Annotated in this window: 16 protein-coding genes; 13 read left to right on the top strand and 3 right to left on the bottom strand. The window is 68.5% G+C overall.

The features are described 5' to 3' along the window. Positions 1–136 precede the first annotated feature (136 nt). Positions 137–994: a cytochrome c oxidase subunit 3 gene (locus ACM6JT_RS03410; protein ID WP_034179104.1), complete on the top strand. Its 858-nt coding sequence runs from the start codon at positions 137–139 to the stop codon at positions 992–994. A 175-nt stretch (positions 995–1169) separates the two neighbouring features. On the opposite strand, the gene ACM6JT_RS03405 is transcribed toward ACM6JT_RS03410, so the two are convergent. Beyond that, positions 1170–1379, bottom strand: coding sequence for a twin transmembrane helix small protein (locus ACM6JT_RS03405; protein ID WP_034179103.1), 210 nt, complete (start codon positions 1377–1379; stop codon positions 1170–1172). 84 nt (positions 1380–1463) lie between these two features. Here ACM6JT_RS03405 and ACM6JT_RS03400 point away from each other — a divergent pair, with 84 nt between their 5' ends. Genes ACM6JT_RS03400 through ACM6JT_RS03380 form a run of 5 tightly spaced genes read left to right on the top strand, consistent with a single transcriptional unit; the run spans position 1464 to position 5546 of the window. Then, positions 1464–2174 carry an SURF1 family protein gene (locus ACM6JT_RS03400; RefSeq protein WP_244099585.1) on the top strand — a complete coding sequence of 237 codons (711 nt, stop codon included), beginning with the start codon at positions 1464–1466 and terminating at the stop codon, positions 2172–2174. 60 nt (positions 2175–2234) lie between these two features. Further along, positions 2235–2861 (top strand): SCO family protein, encoded by a 627-nt coding sequence (locus tag ACM6JT_RS03395; RefSeq protein ID WP_034179101.1) that lies wholly within the window; start codon positions 2235–2237, stop codon positions 2859–2861. A gap of 25 nt (positions 2862–2886) precedes the next feature. Further along, the gene (locus ACM6JT_RS03390; protein WP_034179100.1) at positions 2887–3999 is read left to right on the top strand and encodes a COX15/CtaA family protein; all 1113 of its coding nucleotides are present in this window, start codon (positions 2887–2889) and stop codon (positions 3997–3999) included. 8 nt (positions 4000–4007) lie between these two features. Continuing rightward, on the top strand, positions 4008–4910 hold the full coding sequence (gene cyoE / locus ACM6JT_RS03385; protein ID WP_034179099.1) for a heme o synthase: 903 nt from the start codon (positions 4008–4010) through the stop codon (positions 4908–4910). A gap of 18 nt (positions 4911–4928) precedes the next feature. Then, positions 4929–5546, top strand: coding sequence for an SCO family protein (locus ACM6JT_RS03380; protein ID WP_243564930.1), 618 nt, complete (start codon positions 4929–4931; stop codon positions 5544–5546). Between the two features lie 147 nt (positions 5547–5693). Here the strand turns inward: ACM6JT_RS03380 and ACM6JT_RS03375 are convergent, their stop codons facing one another. Next, complete coding sequence (locus ACM6JT_RS03375) at positions 5694–5984, bottom strand: YciI family protein (RefSeq protein ID WP_034179097.1); 291 nt, start codon at positions 5982–5984, stop codon at positions 5694–5696. Positions 5985–6194: 210 nt separating this feature from the next. On the opposite strand from ACM6JT_RS03375, the gene ACM6JT_RS03370 reads away from it, so the two are divergent. Further along, positions 6195–7832, top strand: coding sequence for a methyl-accepting chemotaxis protein (locus tag ACM6JT_RS03370; protein WP_243564929.1), 1638 nt, complete (start codon positions 6195–6197; stop codon positions 7830–7832). 204 nt (positions 7833–8036) lie between these two features. Further along, entirely contained in the window at positions 8037–8852 is an 816-nt protein-coding gene (locus tag ACM6JT_RS03365) for a MetQ/NlpA family ABC transporter substrate-binding protein (RefSeq protein ID WP_034179096.1), read from the top strand. Positions 8853–8962: 110 nt separating this feature from the next. Here ACM6JT_RS03365 and ACM6JT_RS03360 read toward each other — a convergent pair whose 3' ends face one another. Then, positions 8963–9271, bottom strand: a complete 309-nt coding sequence (locus ACM6JT_RS03360; protein WP_047899082.1) for a VF_A0006 family four-cysteine protein — start codon at positions 9269–9271, stop codon at positions 8963–8965. A gap of 333 nt (positions 9272–9604) precedes the next feature. On the opposite strand from ACM6JT_RS03360, the gene ACM6JT_RS03355 reads away from it, so the two are divergent. The 5 genes from ACM6JT_RS03355 to ACM6JT_RS03335 all read left to right on the top strand — a co-directional run bounded on the left by ACM6JT_RS03355 (position 9605) and on the right by ACM6JT_RS03335 (position 14818). Then, on the top strand, positions 9605–10570 hold the full coding sequence (locus ACM6JT_RS03355) for an ABC transporter substrate-binding protein (RefSeq protein WP_105393574.1): 966 nt from the start codon (positions 9605–9607) through the stop codon (positions 10568–10570). A 139-nt stretch (positions 10571–10709) separates the two neighbouring features. Continuing rightward, positions 10710–11606 carry an ABC transporter permease gene (locus ACM6JT_RS03350; RefSeq protein WP_175750343.1) on the top strand — a complete coding sequence of 299 codons (897 nt, stop codon included), beginning with the start codon at positions 10710–10712 and terminating at the stop codon, positions 11604–11606. 1 nt (position 11607) lies between these two features. Beyond that, on the top strand, positions 11608–12402 hold the full coding sequence (locus tag ACM6JT_RS03345) for an ABC transporter ATP-binding protein (RefSeq protein ID WP_072437267.1): 795 nt from the start codon (positions 11608–11610) through the stop codon (positions 12400–12402). A gap of 288 nt (positions 12403–12690) precedes the next feature. Beyond that, positions 12691–13398, top strand: coding sequence for a translesion DNA synthesis-associated protein ImuA (imuA, locus tag ACM6JT_RS03340; RefSeq protein ID WP_034179092.1), 708 nt, complete (start codon positions 12691–12693; stop codon positions 13396–13398). After that, a complete protein-coding gene (locus ACM6JT_RS03335) occupies positions 13331–14818 on the top strand; it encodes a Y-family DNA polymerase (protein WP_414855969.1) in 1488 nt (495 codons plus the stop codon). Before imuA ends, ACM6JT_RS03335 begins: the two co-directional genes overlap by 68 nt. The last annotated feature ends 4 nt before the right edge of the window (positions 14819–14822 follow it).

Genomic DNA, 14822 nt, shown 5'->3' with positions numbered 1-14822 from the left:
CCCGCGGTCACGAAAGAATGCAGTGCGCAGCGCCGCGGCGCTGCGTGCAGGAAAGAGCGGTGGCGGTCGCGCCGCGCAAGAAATAAAGCCGGAGCGGTTTCCGGTAAACAAATTGGACTGAAGTGGAGAATCAAGCATGAGCGGTCAAAACCAGACCCCGTACTATTTCGTGCCGCATCCGTCGCACCATCCGATCAGCGCGGCCATCGGGCTGCTGGTCATGCTCGGATCGACGGCGCTGTGGATCAACGGTCACGACTGGGCGCCGTTTACGGCGCTGCTCGGCCTGCTGTGGTTGCTCTTCACGCTGTATCACTGGTTCGGCGACGCGATCGCCGAATCGGAAGGCGGTCAATACGGCAAGAACGTCGACAAGTCGTACCGCTGGAGCATGAGCTGGTTCATCTTCTCCGAAGTCATGTTCTTCGGCGCGTTCTTCGGCGCGCTGTTCTATGCACGTGAAATCGCGCTGCACCAGCTCGGCAGCCTCGACTACAAGCTGATCTGGCCGGACTTCTCCGCCGTGTGGCCGAACGAAGGCCCCGCCGCGCTTGCCGGTCACTTCAAGACGATGGGCCCGTGGCCGGTCCCGACGATCAACACGGCATTCCTGCTGTCGTCGGGCGTGACGCTGACGATCTCGCACCACGCACTGCGCGACGATCATCGCAAGAAGGCGATCGCATGGCTGGCCGCGACGCTCGCGTTCGGTATCTGCTTCCTGTTCCTGCAGGGTTTCGAGTACTACCACGCGTACAACGAACTGAACCTGACGCTGAACTCGGGCGTGTACGGTTCGACGTTCTTCCTGCTGACCGGTTTCCACGGCTTCCACGTGTTCCTCGGCGGCACGATGCTCGCGGTGGTGCTGGTGCGGATGATCCGCGGCCACTTCAAGCCCGATCACCACTTCGCATTCGAAGGCGCCGCGTGGTACTGGCACTTCGTCGACGTCGTCTGGCTCGGCCTGTACGTCGTCGTTTACTGGCTGTAAATGGAAAAACGGCCCGCGCAGCAATGCGCGGGCCGTTTTCATTGGTGTCGGCCCGGCAGTTGCGAGCCGACACCCTTGGCGCCGCCGCGACTCAGTCAGGCGGCGCTTTTACTTGGTGGCGCGGCCGTGCGGCTAAATGTCACATCGGTTGCAGCGGGCCGCGGCGGCAAATGCGTCAACGCCCGATCGGCAGGCCGGTCGAATGGATCCAGCCCATCCAGTTCGCGAGCAGGATGAACAGGAACAGCGAGACCGACAGCCCGACGCGGGTGGCGAGCGACCAGACCATGCGTTTCGTGTGGCCGCGGTCGTGCATCATGAAGTAGAGCGCCGAGCCCATGCTGGCAATGATGAGGACGAAGGCGATGGGAACGAGTATGTGCATGACGCGAACCGGACGACGGCAATTCGAAAGGAAGAGGATAATTATCGCATTTCGCTTTCGCGAATGTGCCCGGCGGGCCGCACGATGAAGATTCGCTGGCTGCCTGCGCTGCTGATTCTCGTCGTCGTCGCGGTCACGATCCGTCTCGGTTTCTGGCAGCGCGACCGCGCGCACCAGAAGGAAGCGCTGCAGGCGAGCATCGAGCGCTACGAGCATGCGGCGCCCGTCGATGTCGGCGCGCAGCCGATTCCGCTCGCGTCGATCGAGTTTCATCGCGTGCGTGCGAAGGGCCGTTTCCTGCCCGAGCAGGCCGTGTTCCTCGACAATCGGCCGTATAACGACCAGCCGGGTTTTTACGTCGTGATGCCGTTTAAACTCACGGGCGGCGGTGTCGTGCTCGTCAACCGCGGCTGGCTGCCGCGCAACATCGCCGATCGCACGGCGATCGAGTCGTTCGCGACGCCCGCGGGCGACGTCGAGATCGTGGGCATCGCGCGCGCGGACGCGTCGCGTGCGTTCGAGCTCGGCGAAGGCGGATCGGCGGCGCACCAGAAGATCCGGCAGAACCTGGACGTCGCCGCGTATGCGAAGGAAACGGGGCTGCCGCTGCAGCCGTTCGTGATCCAGCAGACGAGCGACGACGGCGACAAGCTCGTGCGCGACTGGCCGGCGGCGGCGACCGGCGTCGAGCGCAATTACGGTTACATGTTTCAGTGGTGGGCCATGGCGGCGGCCGCGCTCGGCTTCGGCCTGTACGCCGCGCGGCGTGCGGCGAAGAAGTCGGCCGGCGCGTGAGCGCCATGCCAGGACGCGGCGCACGCGCCGCGGGTTCGTTTCGAGAGGTCTGATTTGTCCATGCAATCTTCCCGTCAGGGTCCGGCCGCTGCGCCGATCTCGCCGGCGGCCCGCAAGCGCGGCCGCTGGATGCTCGTGCTGCTGGGTCTCGTGTGCGCGGCGCCGATGCTCGCGTCGTACTTCACCTATTACGTGATCAAGCCGAAGGGCGGTTCGACGAACTACGGCACGCTGATCGAGCCGCAGCGGCCGATCCCGGCCGATCTGCAGGTCACCGACGAAACCGGCAAGACGGTGCCGCTGTCGTCGCTGCGCGGCGTCTGGCTGTTCGTGATGACGGACCGCAGCGCGTGCGACGACGCGTGTGCGCAGAAGCTCTATTTCATGCGCCAGATCCGCGTCACGCAGGCCGGCGAACGGCACCGGCTCACGATGGTGTGGCTGCGCAGCGATGCGGGCGCGATGCCGCAGAAGGTGCTGGAAGCCTATCCGGACACGCGCCGGCTCGTCGCCGATCCGGCCGCGGTGGCCGCGTGGCTGCCGGCCGACGCCGGCACGAAGGACAGCGACCACATCTACATGGTCGATCCGAACGGCAACCTGATGATGCGTTTCCCGAAAGACCCGAATCCCAGCAAGATCAAGGCGGACGTGACGAAGCTGCTGAAGTGGTCGAGCATCGGTTAAGGCAAGAGAGCGAGGCACCATTCCGATGTCGTATCTACTGCAACTCGGCCTGATCGGCTTCTGCATCGCGCTGCTGCCGCTGTCGTACGTGTGGGTGAAGGCCGACGACAACAAGTTCCGCAAGCTCGTGTGGATCACCACGTTCCTGACCCTCGACCTGGTGATGTTCGGCGGCTTCACGCGGCTGACCGATTCGGGGCTCGGCTGCCCCGACTGGCCCGGCTGCTACGGCACGTCGTCGCCGTTCATCGCGCATGCCGCGATCACGGCCGCGCACCAGGCGATGCCGACGGGCCCCGTCAGCATGACGAAGGCGTGGATCGAGATGATCCACCGCTATTTCGCGATGGCGATCGGCGTGCTGATCATCGCGCAGGTTGTGATCGCATGGGCCGCGCGGCTGCGTCGCCGCCCGCTGCACGTGTCGCCGTGGTGGCCGACGAGCCTGCTGCTGCTGATCGTCGTGCAGGGCGTGTTCGGCGCATGGACGGTCACGATGAAGCTGCAGCCCGTGATCGTCACGACCCACCTGCTGCTCGGCCTCGCGCTGCTCGGCACACTCGGCTGGCTCGCGGCGCGGCAGACGCCGCTGCCGTCTCACGACCCGGAGGCCGGGCGCTATCGCGCGGCCGCGCTCGCGGCGCTCGTGCTGCTGGTCGTGCAGATCGCGCTCGGCGGCTGGGTGAGCACCAACTACGCGGTGCTCGCGTGCACCGATTTCCCGACCTGCAACGGCCAGTGGATTCCGCCGATGGACTTCGGGCACGGCTTCCACCTGTGGCGCGCGCTCGGGATGACGAAGGACGGCGACGCGATCACGCAGGATGCGCTGGTCGCGATCCACTGGACGCACCGCACGTTCGCGTTCGTCGTGGTCGCGTACCTGGTCGCGTTCGCGCTGAAGATGCGCCGCTTCGAATCGCTGCGGCGGCCCGCGAACGGCGTGCTGCTGGTCGTCCTGCTGCAGTTCGTGACGGGCCTGACCAATATCGTGCTGCAGTGGCCGCTGCCGGTCGCCGTCGCGCACAACGGCGGTGCCGCGATCCTGCTGCTGCTCGTCGTCATGTTAAACTTTCGCATCCTTTCAAGCCGCCCCGGCCGTGTCGCGCAGCCTGCGCGCGACGCCGCCCCGGCGTGACCGCCCCCATGCAAAGCACCCTCTCCCAATCGCCCGGTAGCCGCTTTTCCCAGTACATGGCGCTGACGAAGCCGCGTGTCACGCAGCTCGCGGTGTTCTGCGCGGTGATCGGCATGTTCCTCGCGACACCGGGCATGGTGCCGTGGCATGTGCTGATCGGCGGCACGGTCGGCATCTGGCTGCTGGCCGGTGCCGCATTCGCGATCAACTGCCTCGTCGAACAGAAGATCGACGCGATGATGCGGCGTACCGCATGGCGCCCGTCCGCGCGCGGCGAGATCACGACGCCGCAGATCCTGGTGTTCTCGGCCGTGCTCGGCAGCGCCGGCGCATGGACGCTCTACACGTTCACGAACCCGCTGACGATGTGGCTGACGATCGCGACGTTCGTCGGCTACGCGGTGATCTACACGCTGCTGCTCAAGCCGATGACGCCGCAGAACATCGTGATCGGCGGCGCGTCGGGCGCGATGCCGCCGGCGCTCGGGTGGGCCGCGGTCACCGGCGCGGTGCCCGGCGACGCGTGGATCCTCGTGCTGATCATCTTCGTGTGGACGCCGCCGCATTTCTGGGTGCTCGCGCTCTATCGCCGCAAGGATTACGAGAGCGCGGGGCTGCCGATGCTGCCCGTCACGCACGGCGAGAAGTTCACGCGGCTGCACATCCTGCTGTACACGGTGATCCTGTTCGCGGTCACGCTGATGCCGTTCATCTCCGGGATGAGCGGGGCTGTCTACCTGACGAGCGCGGTGCTGCTCGGCGCGGTGTTCCTCGCGTATGCGTGGAAGATCTACCGCGATTATTCGGACGAACTCGCCCGCAAGGCCTTCCGCTATTCGATCGTCTATCTGTCGCTGCTGTTCGCCGCGCTGCTCGTCGATCACTATGCACGCCCGCTGCTCGGCGTGTAACCGCACGGTTTGAACGCAATGCTCCATACACGGTTCGGGCGCCGCGCGCGCCAAGGCTGGATGCTCGCGTGCGCATTCACGGCAGCGCTGCTGCTCGCCGGATGCGACAACGCGCCGAAATTCCAGAACCTCGACATCACCGGCAACACGCAGTTCGGCAACGACTTCTCGCTGCCCGATACGGCCGGCAAGGTGCGCACGCTCGCCGACTTCAAGGGCAAGGCTGTCGTAATGTTCTTCGGCTATACGCACTGCCCGGACGTGTGCCCGACGACGATGGCCGAGCTGTCCGAGGCGCTGAAGCAGCTCGGGCCCGATGCCGCGAAGCGCGTGCAGGTGCTGTTCGTCACCGTCGACCCGGAACGCGACACGCCGGCGCTGCTCGGCCAGTACGTGCCCGCGTTCGATCCGTCGTTCGTCGGCCTGCGGCCGGCCGACGAAGCGGCGCTGAAGAAGGTCACGAAGGATTTCCGCGTGTACTACGCGAAAGTGCCCGGCAAGACGCCCGGCAGCTACACGATGGATCACACCGCCGCGAGCTATGTGTTCGATCGCGACGGCAAGCTGCGCCTGTTCGTGCGCGACGGCCAGGGCCCCGGCCCGTGGGTCCACGACCTGAAGCTGCTGGTCGAGTGACCGGCATTCGCCGAGCGCCCGGCCCGGCGATCGTGTGACGGCCGTTTCGCGCCGTCACGCTTTCTCTTTTCCCTTTTCGTTTGCATGCGCCGCCCGCCGCCCGCCGCGCGGCGCGTCGGCACGCGCGCGTGCCGCGCAGATGCCGCGTTACGGCAGCGCCGGCACGTTGAAGCCGGATGCGGCGCGCGTGATCCGGAATTCCGTCACGCGATACGTCGCGAGCCCCTCGGTGACGAACGGGTCGGTCTTCAGGATCGCGTCGAGTTCGTCGCGATCGATGCGGGCCGCGAGGATCACGCCGCCTTCGCGCGGCACCTTCGGCCCCGCCGCGATGAAGATGCCCTTGTCGAACAGCGGCTGCAGATACGCACGGTGGCGCTCGAGCGCGTCGTCGATGCGCTCGAGCGATGCGGTGTAGTGGATGTCGATGACGTACATGGATGGCCCCGGAATGGCGCCGGCGCGTCGCGCGCCGGCCAGCCGGTCTTTGTAGCACAGCGGATGCGGGCTGTCGCGCCGGGGCCGTCCGTTGCGCTCCGGCGTGTATTCAAGTTGTAAGCCTCGTTGCCGTAAATGCAAGGGCAACCGTTTGCGCGCGGCAGGCCGTTCGTGCGCATCGTGTGCACCGACATCGATAAAGGCACGCAGATGAGCAGAATGAGTTTGAACCGCAAGCTGTGGCTCGCGCTTGCGCTGGTATGGATCGGTTTGCTGGGCGTCGGCGCCTGGAGCGCCTACGAGACGCGCGCGACGATGCTCGCCGAACGCCGGGCCGGCATCGCGAATCTCGTCGATTCGGCGGCCGGCATCGTGAAGTCGTATCACGCGCTTGCGCAGAGCGGCACGCTGCCCGAGGCCGATGCGAAGCGCGACGCGCTCGCGAGCCTTGCCGCGATGCGCTACGGAGATTCGGGCTACGTGTTCGTGATGGACTCGAAGCCGGTCGTGCTGATGCATCCGACGCTGCCGAAGCTGGTCGGCACGCAGGTCGGCGACACGCTCGATCCGGACGGCAAGCCGCTGTTCGTCACGATCCTGAACGCCGCGAAGGCGACCGGCAGCGGCTTCGCCGAATATCGCGGGCGGCTGCCGCACAGCGAAACCGCCGTGCCGAAGATCAGCTACGTCACGCGTTTCGCGCCGTGGGACTGGAACATCTCGAGCGGCGTGTTCCTGAAGGACATCGACACCATCTACTACCGCACGCTGCTCGGCCACCTCGCGGTCGTGTTCGTGATCGGCTTCGTGATCAGCGCGGCGATGCTGGTAATCATCCGCAACGTGCGCGCCAGCCTCGGCGGCGAGCCCGACGAAGCGGCCGCGCTCGCGACGCGCATTGCGCAGGGCGACCTCACGCAGCCGGTGCCCGTGCGCGCGGGTGACCGCACGAGCATGATGGCCGCGATGCGCGACATGCAGGCTCGGCTGCGGGCGACGATCGGCGGGATTCGCCAGTCGGCCGAATCGATCGCGTCGGCGAGCCGCGAGATCTCGGCCGGCAACGACGACCTGTCGCAGCGCACCGAGGAGCAGGCCGCGTCGCTGGAGGAAACGGCCGCGAGCATGGAGCAGCTGACCGCGACGGTGAAGCAGAACGCCGACAACGCGCGGCAGGCGAGCGGGCTCGCGAACAACGCGTCGGACATCGCGCGCACGGGGAGCGACGTCGTGAACCGCGTGATCGGCACGATGGGCGAGATCGACGACAGCTCGCGCAAGATCGCCGACATCATCGGCGTGATCGAGGGCATCGCATTCCAGACCAACATCCTCGCGCTGAACGCGGCGGTCGAGGCCGCGCGCGCGGGCGAGCAGGGCCGCGGCTTCGCGGTGGTCGCGGGCGAGGTGCGCTCGCTCGCGCAGCGCAGCGCGACGGCCGCGAAGGAGATCCGCGCGCTGATCGTCGATTCGGTCGAGCGCGTGCGCAACGGTTCGACGCTGGTCGGCCAGGCCGGCACGACGATGGGCGAGATCCTGCAGGCCGTCGCGCGCGTGACCGACATCATGGGCGAGATCGCGGCCGCGTCCGAGGAGCAGGCGAGCGGCATCACGCAGGTCGGGCGCGCGGTCACGCAGATGGATCAGGTGACGCAGCAGAACGCGGCGCTCGTCGAGGAGGCTGCGGCCGCCGCTGGGTCGCTGCAGGAACAGGCCGCGCGGCTGCGCGACGCGGTCGGCGCGTTCCGGGTCGGCGATGCAGGCGGCATATCGTCGCGGCGGGCCGGCGAGCGGGCGGCCGAACCCGCGTTCGGCACGAAGGCGGCCGGCGACGCAGCGGTGGCGTGACGCGGACTTGACGGGTGCGCGTCACACTTAACGCAACTAACGGCCAAGCCGCGCATCCGCCGCCAGCACCGCTGCGGTGCATACCCATATGAGCGGGATGTATTTCACTTCCCGCCGATCCTGTGACACCATTTGCCCCTTCCAGCGAGTCGGGGGATACCCGTATCGCGCCCCATTTCCAGTAAGCAAGAAAGCGAGAAACAGATGAAGCGTCGCAGTCTCCTGAAGGTATTTTCCGTGCTGGCCGCCGGTGCAGCGCTGACGCTGTCGGCGGGCGCGCACGCCGAGGACAAGGTGATCAAGGTCGGCACGGTTGCCGGCCCGGATGCGGAAGTGTGGCAGCTCGTGCAGAAGGTCGCGAAGGAGAAGGAAGGCCTGAACGTGAAGGTCATCGAGTTCAACGACTACGTGCAGCCGAACGCGGCGCTCGATTCGGGCGACCTCGACGCGAACAGCTTCCAGCACCAGCCCTACCTCGACAGCCAGGTGAAGCAGCGCGGCTACAAGATCGTCAGCGCGGGCCTGACCTACATCTCGCCGATCGGCGTGTACTCGAAGAAGTTCAAGTCGCTGAAGGACCTGCCACAAGGCGCGAAGCTCGCGGTGCCGAACGATCCGTCGAACGAGAACCGCGCGCTGCTGCTGCTCCAGACGCAAGGCGTGATCAAGCTGAAGTCGGGCGCCGGCACGGGCGGCAACAACGCGACGGTGCTCGACATCGCCGAGAACCCGAAGAAGCTGAAGATCTCCGAACTCGACGCCGCGCAACTGCCGCGCGTGCTGTCGGACGTCGACGCGGCCGTGATCAACACGAACTACGCGCTGGCCGCGAACCTGCAGCCGACCAAGGACGCGATCGCACTCGAAGCGCTGACGAGCCCGTACGCGAACCTGATCGCCGTGCGCGCGAAGGACAAGGATCAGCCGTGGGTGAAGAAGCTGGTCAAGGCGTACCAGTCGCCGGAAGTGCGGGAATTCATCAAGAAGCAGTTCAAGGGCTCGATGGTCGCGTCGTTCTGAACGCCGCACACCGGTCGGACCGCTGAACGAAAAGGGCCTGCATCGCGCAGGCCTTTTTTCATTGGCGCGGCCGGTGGACGGCCGCGTGGTGCGCCGCGTTCAGCGCCGGCTCACATGTCGCCGCGCCGCGAGCAGATCGCCATGATCTGCTGGATCGCATAGTTGTCGCGCACGCCCGGCAGCGACTGCACGACGCATTCGTGAAAGCGCCGCTCGCGCGGCAGCAGCATCGCGTTGTTGCGGTACAGCGCGTCGCAGGAGCGCTGGATCAGCTGGGCCGCGGCGCCGTTGCGGCTTTCGCGCAGCGCGCCGAGCATGCACTCGTCGTATTGCGCATAGCCGTCGGTCAGCGCGAATGCCGCGCCCGGCAGCGCCAGCGCGACGGCCGCGAATGCGATTGCACGGACTCCCCGTTTCATGTGCCCTCCGATGGTGTCGCCTGGGTCGGCCGACAGCATAACGTAAAGCCGTCAACGCGGCTGACGCGTTGCGCCGATGCCGGCGGGAGCCGCCGCCGGCCGGGCTTCGCGCGCGGTCGCGGGCACCGGCGGGCAGCGCAATCCGGCGCGCCGCGTGAAAGGGCGGAGTCAGGCGGTGGTCTGCGGAAATGGTATCCTCGTGCGTTCGCCGCTACGCACCTTCCCGGGGTGCGCGCGGGCCGGCCGCCGCCGAGTTTCACGCGCTGCGGTGCCCGTCTGACGGCGGCGGGAATCCATCATCCAGAACCGACACAATACGGGGGAGACTCACCCATGAAGCGATTCAAGACTTTCGCGATCCGTTCGATCACGGCCGGCGTGGCCGCACTCGCGCTGGCAGGCGCCGCGCACGCGCAGACCGTCAAGGTGCTGTCGATCGTCGACCATCCGGCGCTCGACGCGATCCGCGACGGCGTGCGCGCCGAACTGAAGGCGGAAGGCTACGGCGACGACAAGCTCAAGTGGGAATACCAGAGCGCGCAGGGCAACACGGGCACGGCCGCGCAGATCGCACGCAAGTTCGTCGGCGACAAGCCCGACGTGATCGTCGCGATCGCGACGCCGGCCGCGCAGTCGGTCGTCGCGGCGACGAAGAGCGTGCCGGTCGTCTATTCGGGCGTGACCGATCCGGTCGCCGCGCAGCTCGTGAAGGGCTGGGGCCCGTCGGGCACCAACGTGACGGGCGTGTCCGACAAGCTGCCGCTCGATCGCCAGGTCGCGCTGATCAAGCGCGTCGTGCCGAATGCGAAGACGGTCGGCATGGTCTACAACCCGGGCGAGGCGAATTCGGTCGTCGTCGTGAAGGAGCTCAAGGAGCTCCTCGCGAAGCAGGGGATGACGCTGAAGGAAGCGGCCGCACCGCGCACCGTCGACATCGGCCCGGCCGCGAAGAGCCTGATCGGCAAGGTCGACGTGATCTACACGAACACCGACAACAACGTCGTGTCCGCGTACGAAGCGCTCGTGAAGGTCGCGAACGAAGCGAAGATCCCGCTCGTCGCCGGCGACACCGACAGCGTGAAGCGCGGCGGCATCGCGGCGCTCGGCATCAACTACGGCGACCTCGGCCGCCAGACGGGCAAGGTCGTCGCGCGCATCCTGAAGGGCGAGAAGCCGGGCGCGATCGCGTCGGAGACGAGCAGCAACCTCGAGCTGTTCGCGAACACGGGCGCGGCCGCGAAGCAGGGCGTCACGCTGGCGCCGGATCTCTTGAAGGACGCGAAGACGGTCATCAAGTAAGCCGCGGCCCGACCGCCGCGCTTGCGAGCCCGATCCGGGCCTGAACGACACCGCCGGACGGGCGGCTCCCACCCGGGGCCGCCCGTTCGCTTCGCCCGGCCGTACACGTCCGGCCGGGAAGCAACAGGATTTCCCCACCATGTCTCTGTTCTCGTTTCTGGGCGCGCTGGAGATCGGCCTGATCTTCAGTCTCGTCGCCCTCGGGGTGCTGATCTCGTTTCGCATCCTCAACTTCCCCGATCTCACCGTCGACGGCAGTTTTCCGCTCGGCGGGGCCGTCGCCGCGACGCTGATCTCGGCCGGCTACGACCCGTTCTCCGCGACGGTGCTCGCGATCGTCGCGGGCGCGCTGGCCGGCTTCATCACGGGCTGGCTCAACGTGCGCCTGAAGATCATGGATCTGCTCGCCAGCATCCTGATGATGATCGCGCTGTATTCGGTGAACCTGCGGATCATGGGCCGGCCGAACGTGCCGCTGATCACCGAGCCGACGCTGTTTACCGTACTGCAGCCCGACTGGATGCCCGACTACGTGCTGCGTCCGGTGCTGCTCGCGATCGTCGTCGTGGTCGCGAAGCTCGGCCTCGACTGGTTCTTCTCGTCGCAGCTCGGCCTCGCGATGCGCGCGACCGGCGCGAACCCGCGGATGGCGCGTGCGCAAGGCATCGCGACCGGCCGCGCGACGCTTGCCGGGATGGCGCTGTCGAATGCGCTCGTCGCGCTCGCAGGCGCCTTGTTCGCGCAGACGCAGGGCGGCGCGGACATCTCGATGGGGATCGGCACGATCGTGATCGGGCTGGCCGCGGTGATCATCGGCGAGACGCTGCTGCCCGCGCGCCGGCTGGTGCTGACGACGCTCGCCGTCGTGCTCGGCGCGATCGTCTACCGCTTCTTCATCGCGCTCGCGCTGAACAGCGAATTCATCGGCCTGAAGGCGCAGGACCTGAACCTCGTGACGGCCGCGCTCGTCACGATCGCGCTGGTGCTGCCGGCGACGCGCAAGAAGCTGTTCGCGCGCAAGAACGGAGGGGCATGACATGCTGTCCGCACAAGACCTGACACTCACGTTCAATCCCGGCACGCCGATCGAGACGCGCGCGCTGCGCGGGCTGTCGCTCGAGATTCCCGACGGCCAGTTCGTCGCGGTGATCGGCTCGAACGGTGCCGGCAAGTCGACCTTCCTCAATGCGGTCAGCGGCGACCAGCGCGTCGATGCGGGGCGCATCTCGATCGACGGCGCGGACGTCACGCGCCAGCCCGCGTGGGACCGCGCGCACCTCGTCGCGCGCGTGTTCCAGGATCCGATGGCCGGCACCTGCGAGGCGCTGACGATCGAGGAAAACATGGCGCTCGCGACGGCGCGCGGCGTGCGGCGCGGCTTCCGGGCCGCGCTCGACCGTCCGTCGCGCGAGCTGTTCCGCGACAAGCTGCGGCTGCTGAACCTCGGCCTCGAAAACCGGCTGACCGACCGGATCGGGTTGCTGTCGGGCGGCCAGCGGCAGGCCGTGAGCCTGCTGATGGCGTCGCTGCGGCCGTCGCGGATCCTGCTGCTCGACGAGCACACGGCCGCGCTCGACCCGAAGACGGCCGCGTTCGTGCTGGAACTGACCGCGCGCATCGTCGCCGAGAGCCGGCTGACGACGATGATGGTCACGCACAGCATGCGGCAGGCGCTCGACTACGGCGACCGCACGGTGATGCTGCACCAGGGGCAGGTCGTGCTCGACGTGTCGGGCGACGCGCGCAAGGGGCTCGACGTGCCGGACCTGCTGCAGATGTTCGAGAAGGTGCGGCACGAGCAGCTCGACGACGACGCGTTGTTGCTGAGCTAACCTGACGGGCGGCACGCGGCGAGCCGGCGCGATGCGGTGTTGCATCGTGCCGGTTGGCGTGAGGGTTGGCGTGCCGATCCGGCCGGGCGATCCGGCCCGCGTGCGTCGCATCGGGCCGGATGGTCGTGGCGGCGGGCGTGCGGGCGGCCCGATCCGGCGCACCGTAACATGACGGGCGCGCCGGCTTTCCCCCTGTTTTTCCTCTGACAAAAACCGGTTTCGCACCGGCGCTGTGCGACGCGGGCGCATTGCCATATACTGTATATCCATACAGTTGTGGGTGGCGTCATGCTCGCATCCTCCATTTCTCCCGAATCCCTTCATCCGTCGCTCTGGCGCGGCTCGCAGCTCGCGCGCGGCGGCCCGCGCACGATCGATACCGGCTTCGCGCCGCTGTCCGCCGAGCTGCCGGGCGGCGGCTGGCCGGTCGGCGGGCTCGTCGAACTGCTGGCCGCGCAGCCGGGCTGCGGCGAGATGCGGCTGCTCGCGCCCGCGCTCGCACGCACCGTCAGCGCCCGGCGTCCGCTCGCGCTCGTCGCGCCGCCGCAATCGCCGCATGCGACCGCGCTCGCCAGTCTCGGCGTGCCGGCCGACGCGTTGCTGTGGCTGCGCGCCGGCAGCCGCACGGATGCGTTGTGGGCCGCCGAGCAGGCGCTCAGGACCGGCTGTTGCGGCGCGCTGCTGCTCTGGCAGGACGCGCGGCCCGATGCGCTGCGGCGCCTGCATCTCGCGGCCGCGCGCACGGGCGACACGCTGTTCGTGATGCTGCGTCCGCTGTCGGCCGCGCGGCAGCCGTCGCCGGCCGTGCTGCGCGTCGCGCTGCATCCCGTGCCGGGCGGCGTGTCGCTCGATATCGTCAAGCGTCGCGGGCCCGCGCGCGGCGAGCCGCTCGTGCTCGACCTGCCGTCGCCCATCGTGGAGAGTCGTTATGCGCGTCTTGCTCGGCATCCATCTGCCGCGCCTGCCGCTCGACGTGTGCGCCCCGCAGCCGTCTGACGCAGCGGCCGGCGGCGCCGGCTGCGCGGTGCTCGAGCAAGGCGTCGTGCTGATCGCCGATGCGGCCGCGCGCCGGCAAGGCGTGCGTGCGGGCATGAAGCGCGGCGGCGTGCTGACGCTCGCACCCGACACGCAGCTCGTCGAACGCGATCCCGCGCGCGAGGCCGATGCGCAGCGCGCGGTCGCGCTCGCGTTGCTGCGCTTCTCGCCGTGCGTCGCGCTCGACGACGAAGCCACGCTGATCGTCGACGTCGGCCCGAGCCTGCGCCTGTTCGGCGGCTTGCCGTCGCTGTGCCGCCAGGTGCGCGCGACGCTCGCGGCGCTCGGTTATGCGGCGCGCCTGTCCGCCGCGCCGACCGGGCGCGGCGCGTGGCTGCTCGCGCGCACGTCGGCGCGCGCGCGCATCCGGCGCCGCGTCGCCGGCCACGCGTCGCTCGTCCGCTCGCTCGACGGGCTGCCCTGTGTGCTGCTGCCCGATGCGCGTCCGTATGCGGGCTGGTTCGACGGCCTCGGTTGCCGCACGCTCGCCGATCTGCGCCGCCTGCCGCGCGCGGGGCTGCAGCGCCGCTGCGGTCCCGCGCTGCTGGCCGCGCTCGATCGCGCGTACGGCGACGCGGTCGAGCCGCTTGCGTGGATGGCGGTGCCGCCCGTGTTCGACGTGCGGCTCGAATTGCCGGAGCGCGTCGAATACGCGGAAGCCGTGCTGTTCGCCGCGCGGCGGCTCGTCGTGCAGCTCTGCGGCTGGCTGGCTGCGCGGCAACTGTCGCTGGCCGCGATGACGTTCGATCTCGAGCACGAGCGCGGCCGCCAGGCCGTGCCGCCGACGCCGCTCGAACTCGCGTTCGCCGCGCCCGTACGCGACGAGGCGCACTTCATGCGGCTGCTCGGCGAGCGGCTCGCGCGCGTCGAACTGCCGGCCGCGGTGATCGCGGTGCGCCTGAAGGCCACGCGCGTCGAATCGGTCGCGCCGCCGGCGGACGATCTGTTTCCCGAACCGGGCGGCACGCGCGAGACGCGCGCGCGGCTGTTCGAGTTGCTGGTCGCGCGGCTCGGCGCGGAGAACGTGCTGCGCGCGGCGCCGGTTGCCGATCACCGGCCCGAAGCCGCGAACCGCTGGCTGCCGCTCGATGCGCAGGCCGGCAAGCCGGCCGCCGGTTCGCCGGCCGTGCCGCCGCGTCCCGCGTGGCTGCTGGCCGAGCCGCTGCCGTTGCTGATGCGCGGGGAGCGGCCGGTATTTCATACGCCGCTCAGGATGATGTCGTCGGTGGAGCGGATCGAGGCCGGGTGGTTCGATGGTCAGCTCGCTGCGCGCGATTACTGCGTCGCGCAGGACGAGGCCGGTGCGTGCTACTGGGTATTCAGGGAGCGAGCGAGGAGCGAGTCCGAGCCGCGCTGGTTCCTGCACGGCCTGTTCGGGTGATCGG

The organism is Burkholderia sp. IT-111MI5, from assembly GCF_949752865.1.
GTDB lineage: Bacteria > Pseudomonadota > Gammaproteobacteria > Burkholderiales > Burkholderiaceae > Burkholderia > Burkholderia pyrrocinia_C.
This window is presented reverse-complemented; position numbering and strand designations above follow the sequence as displayed.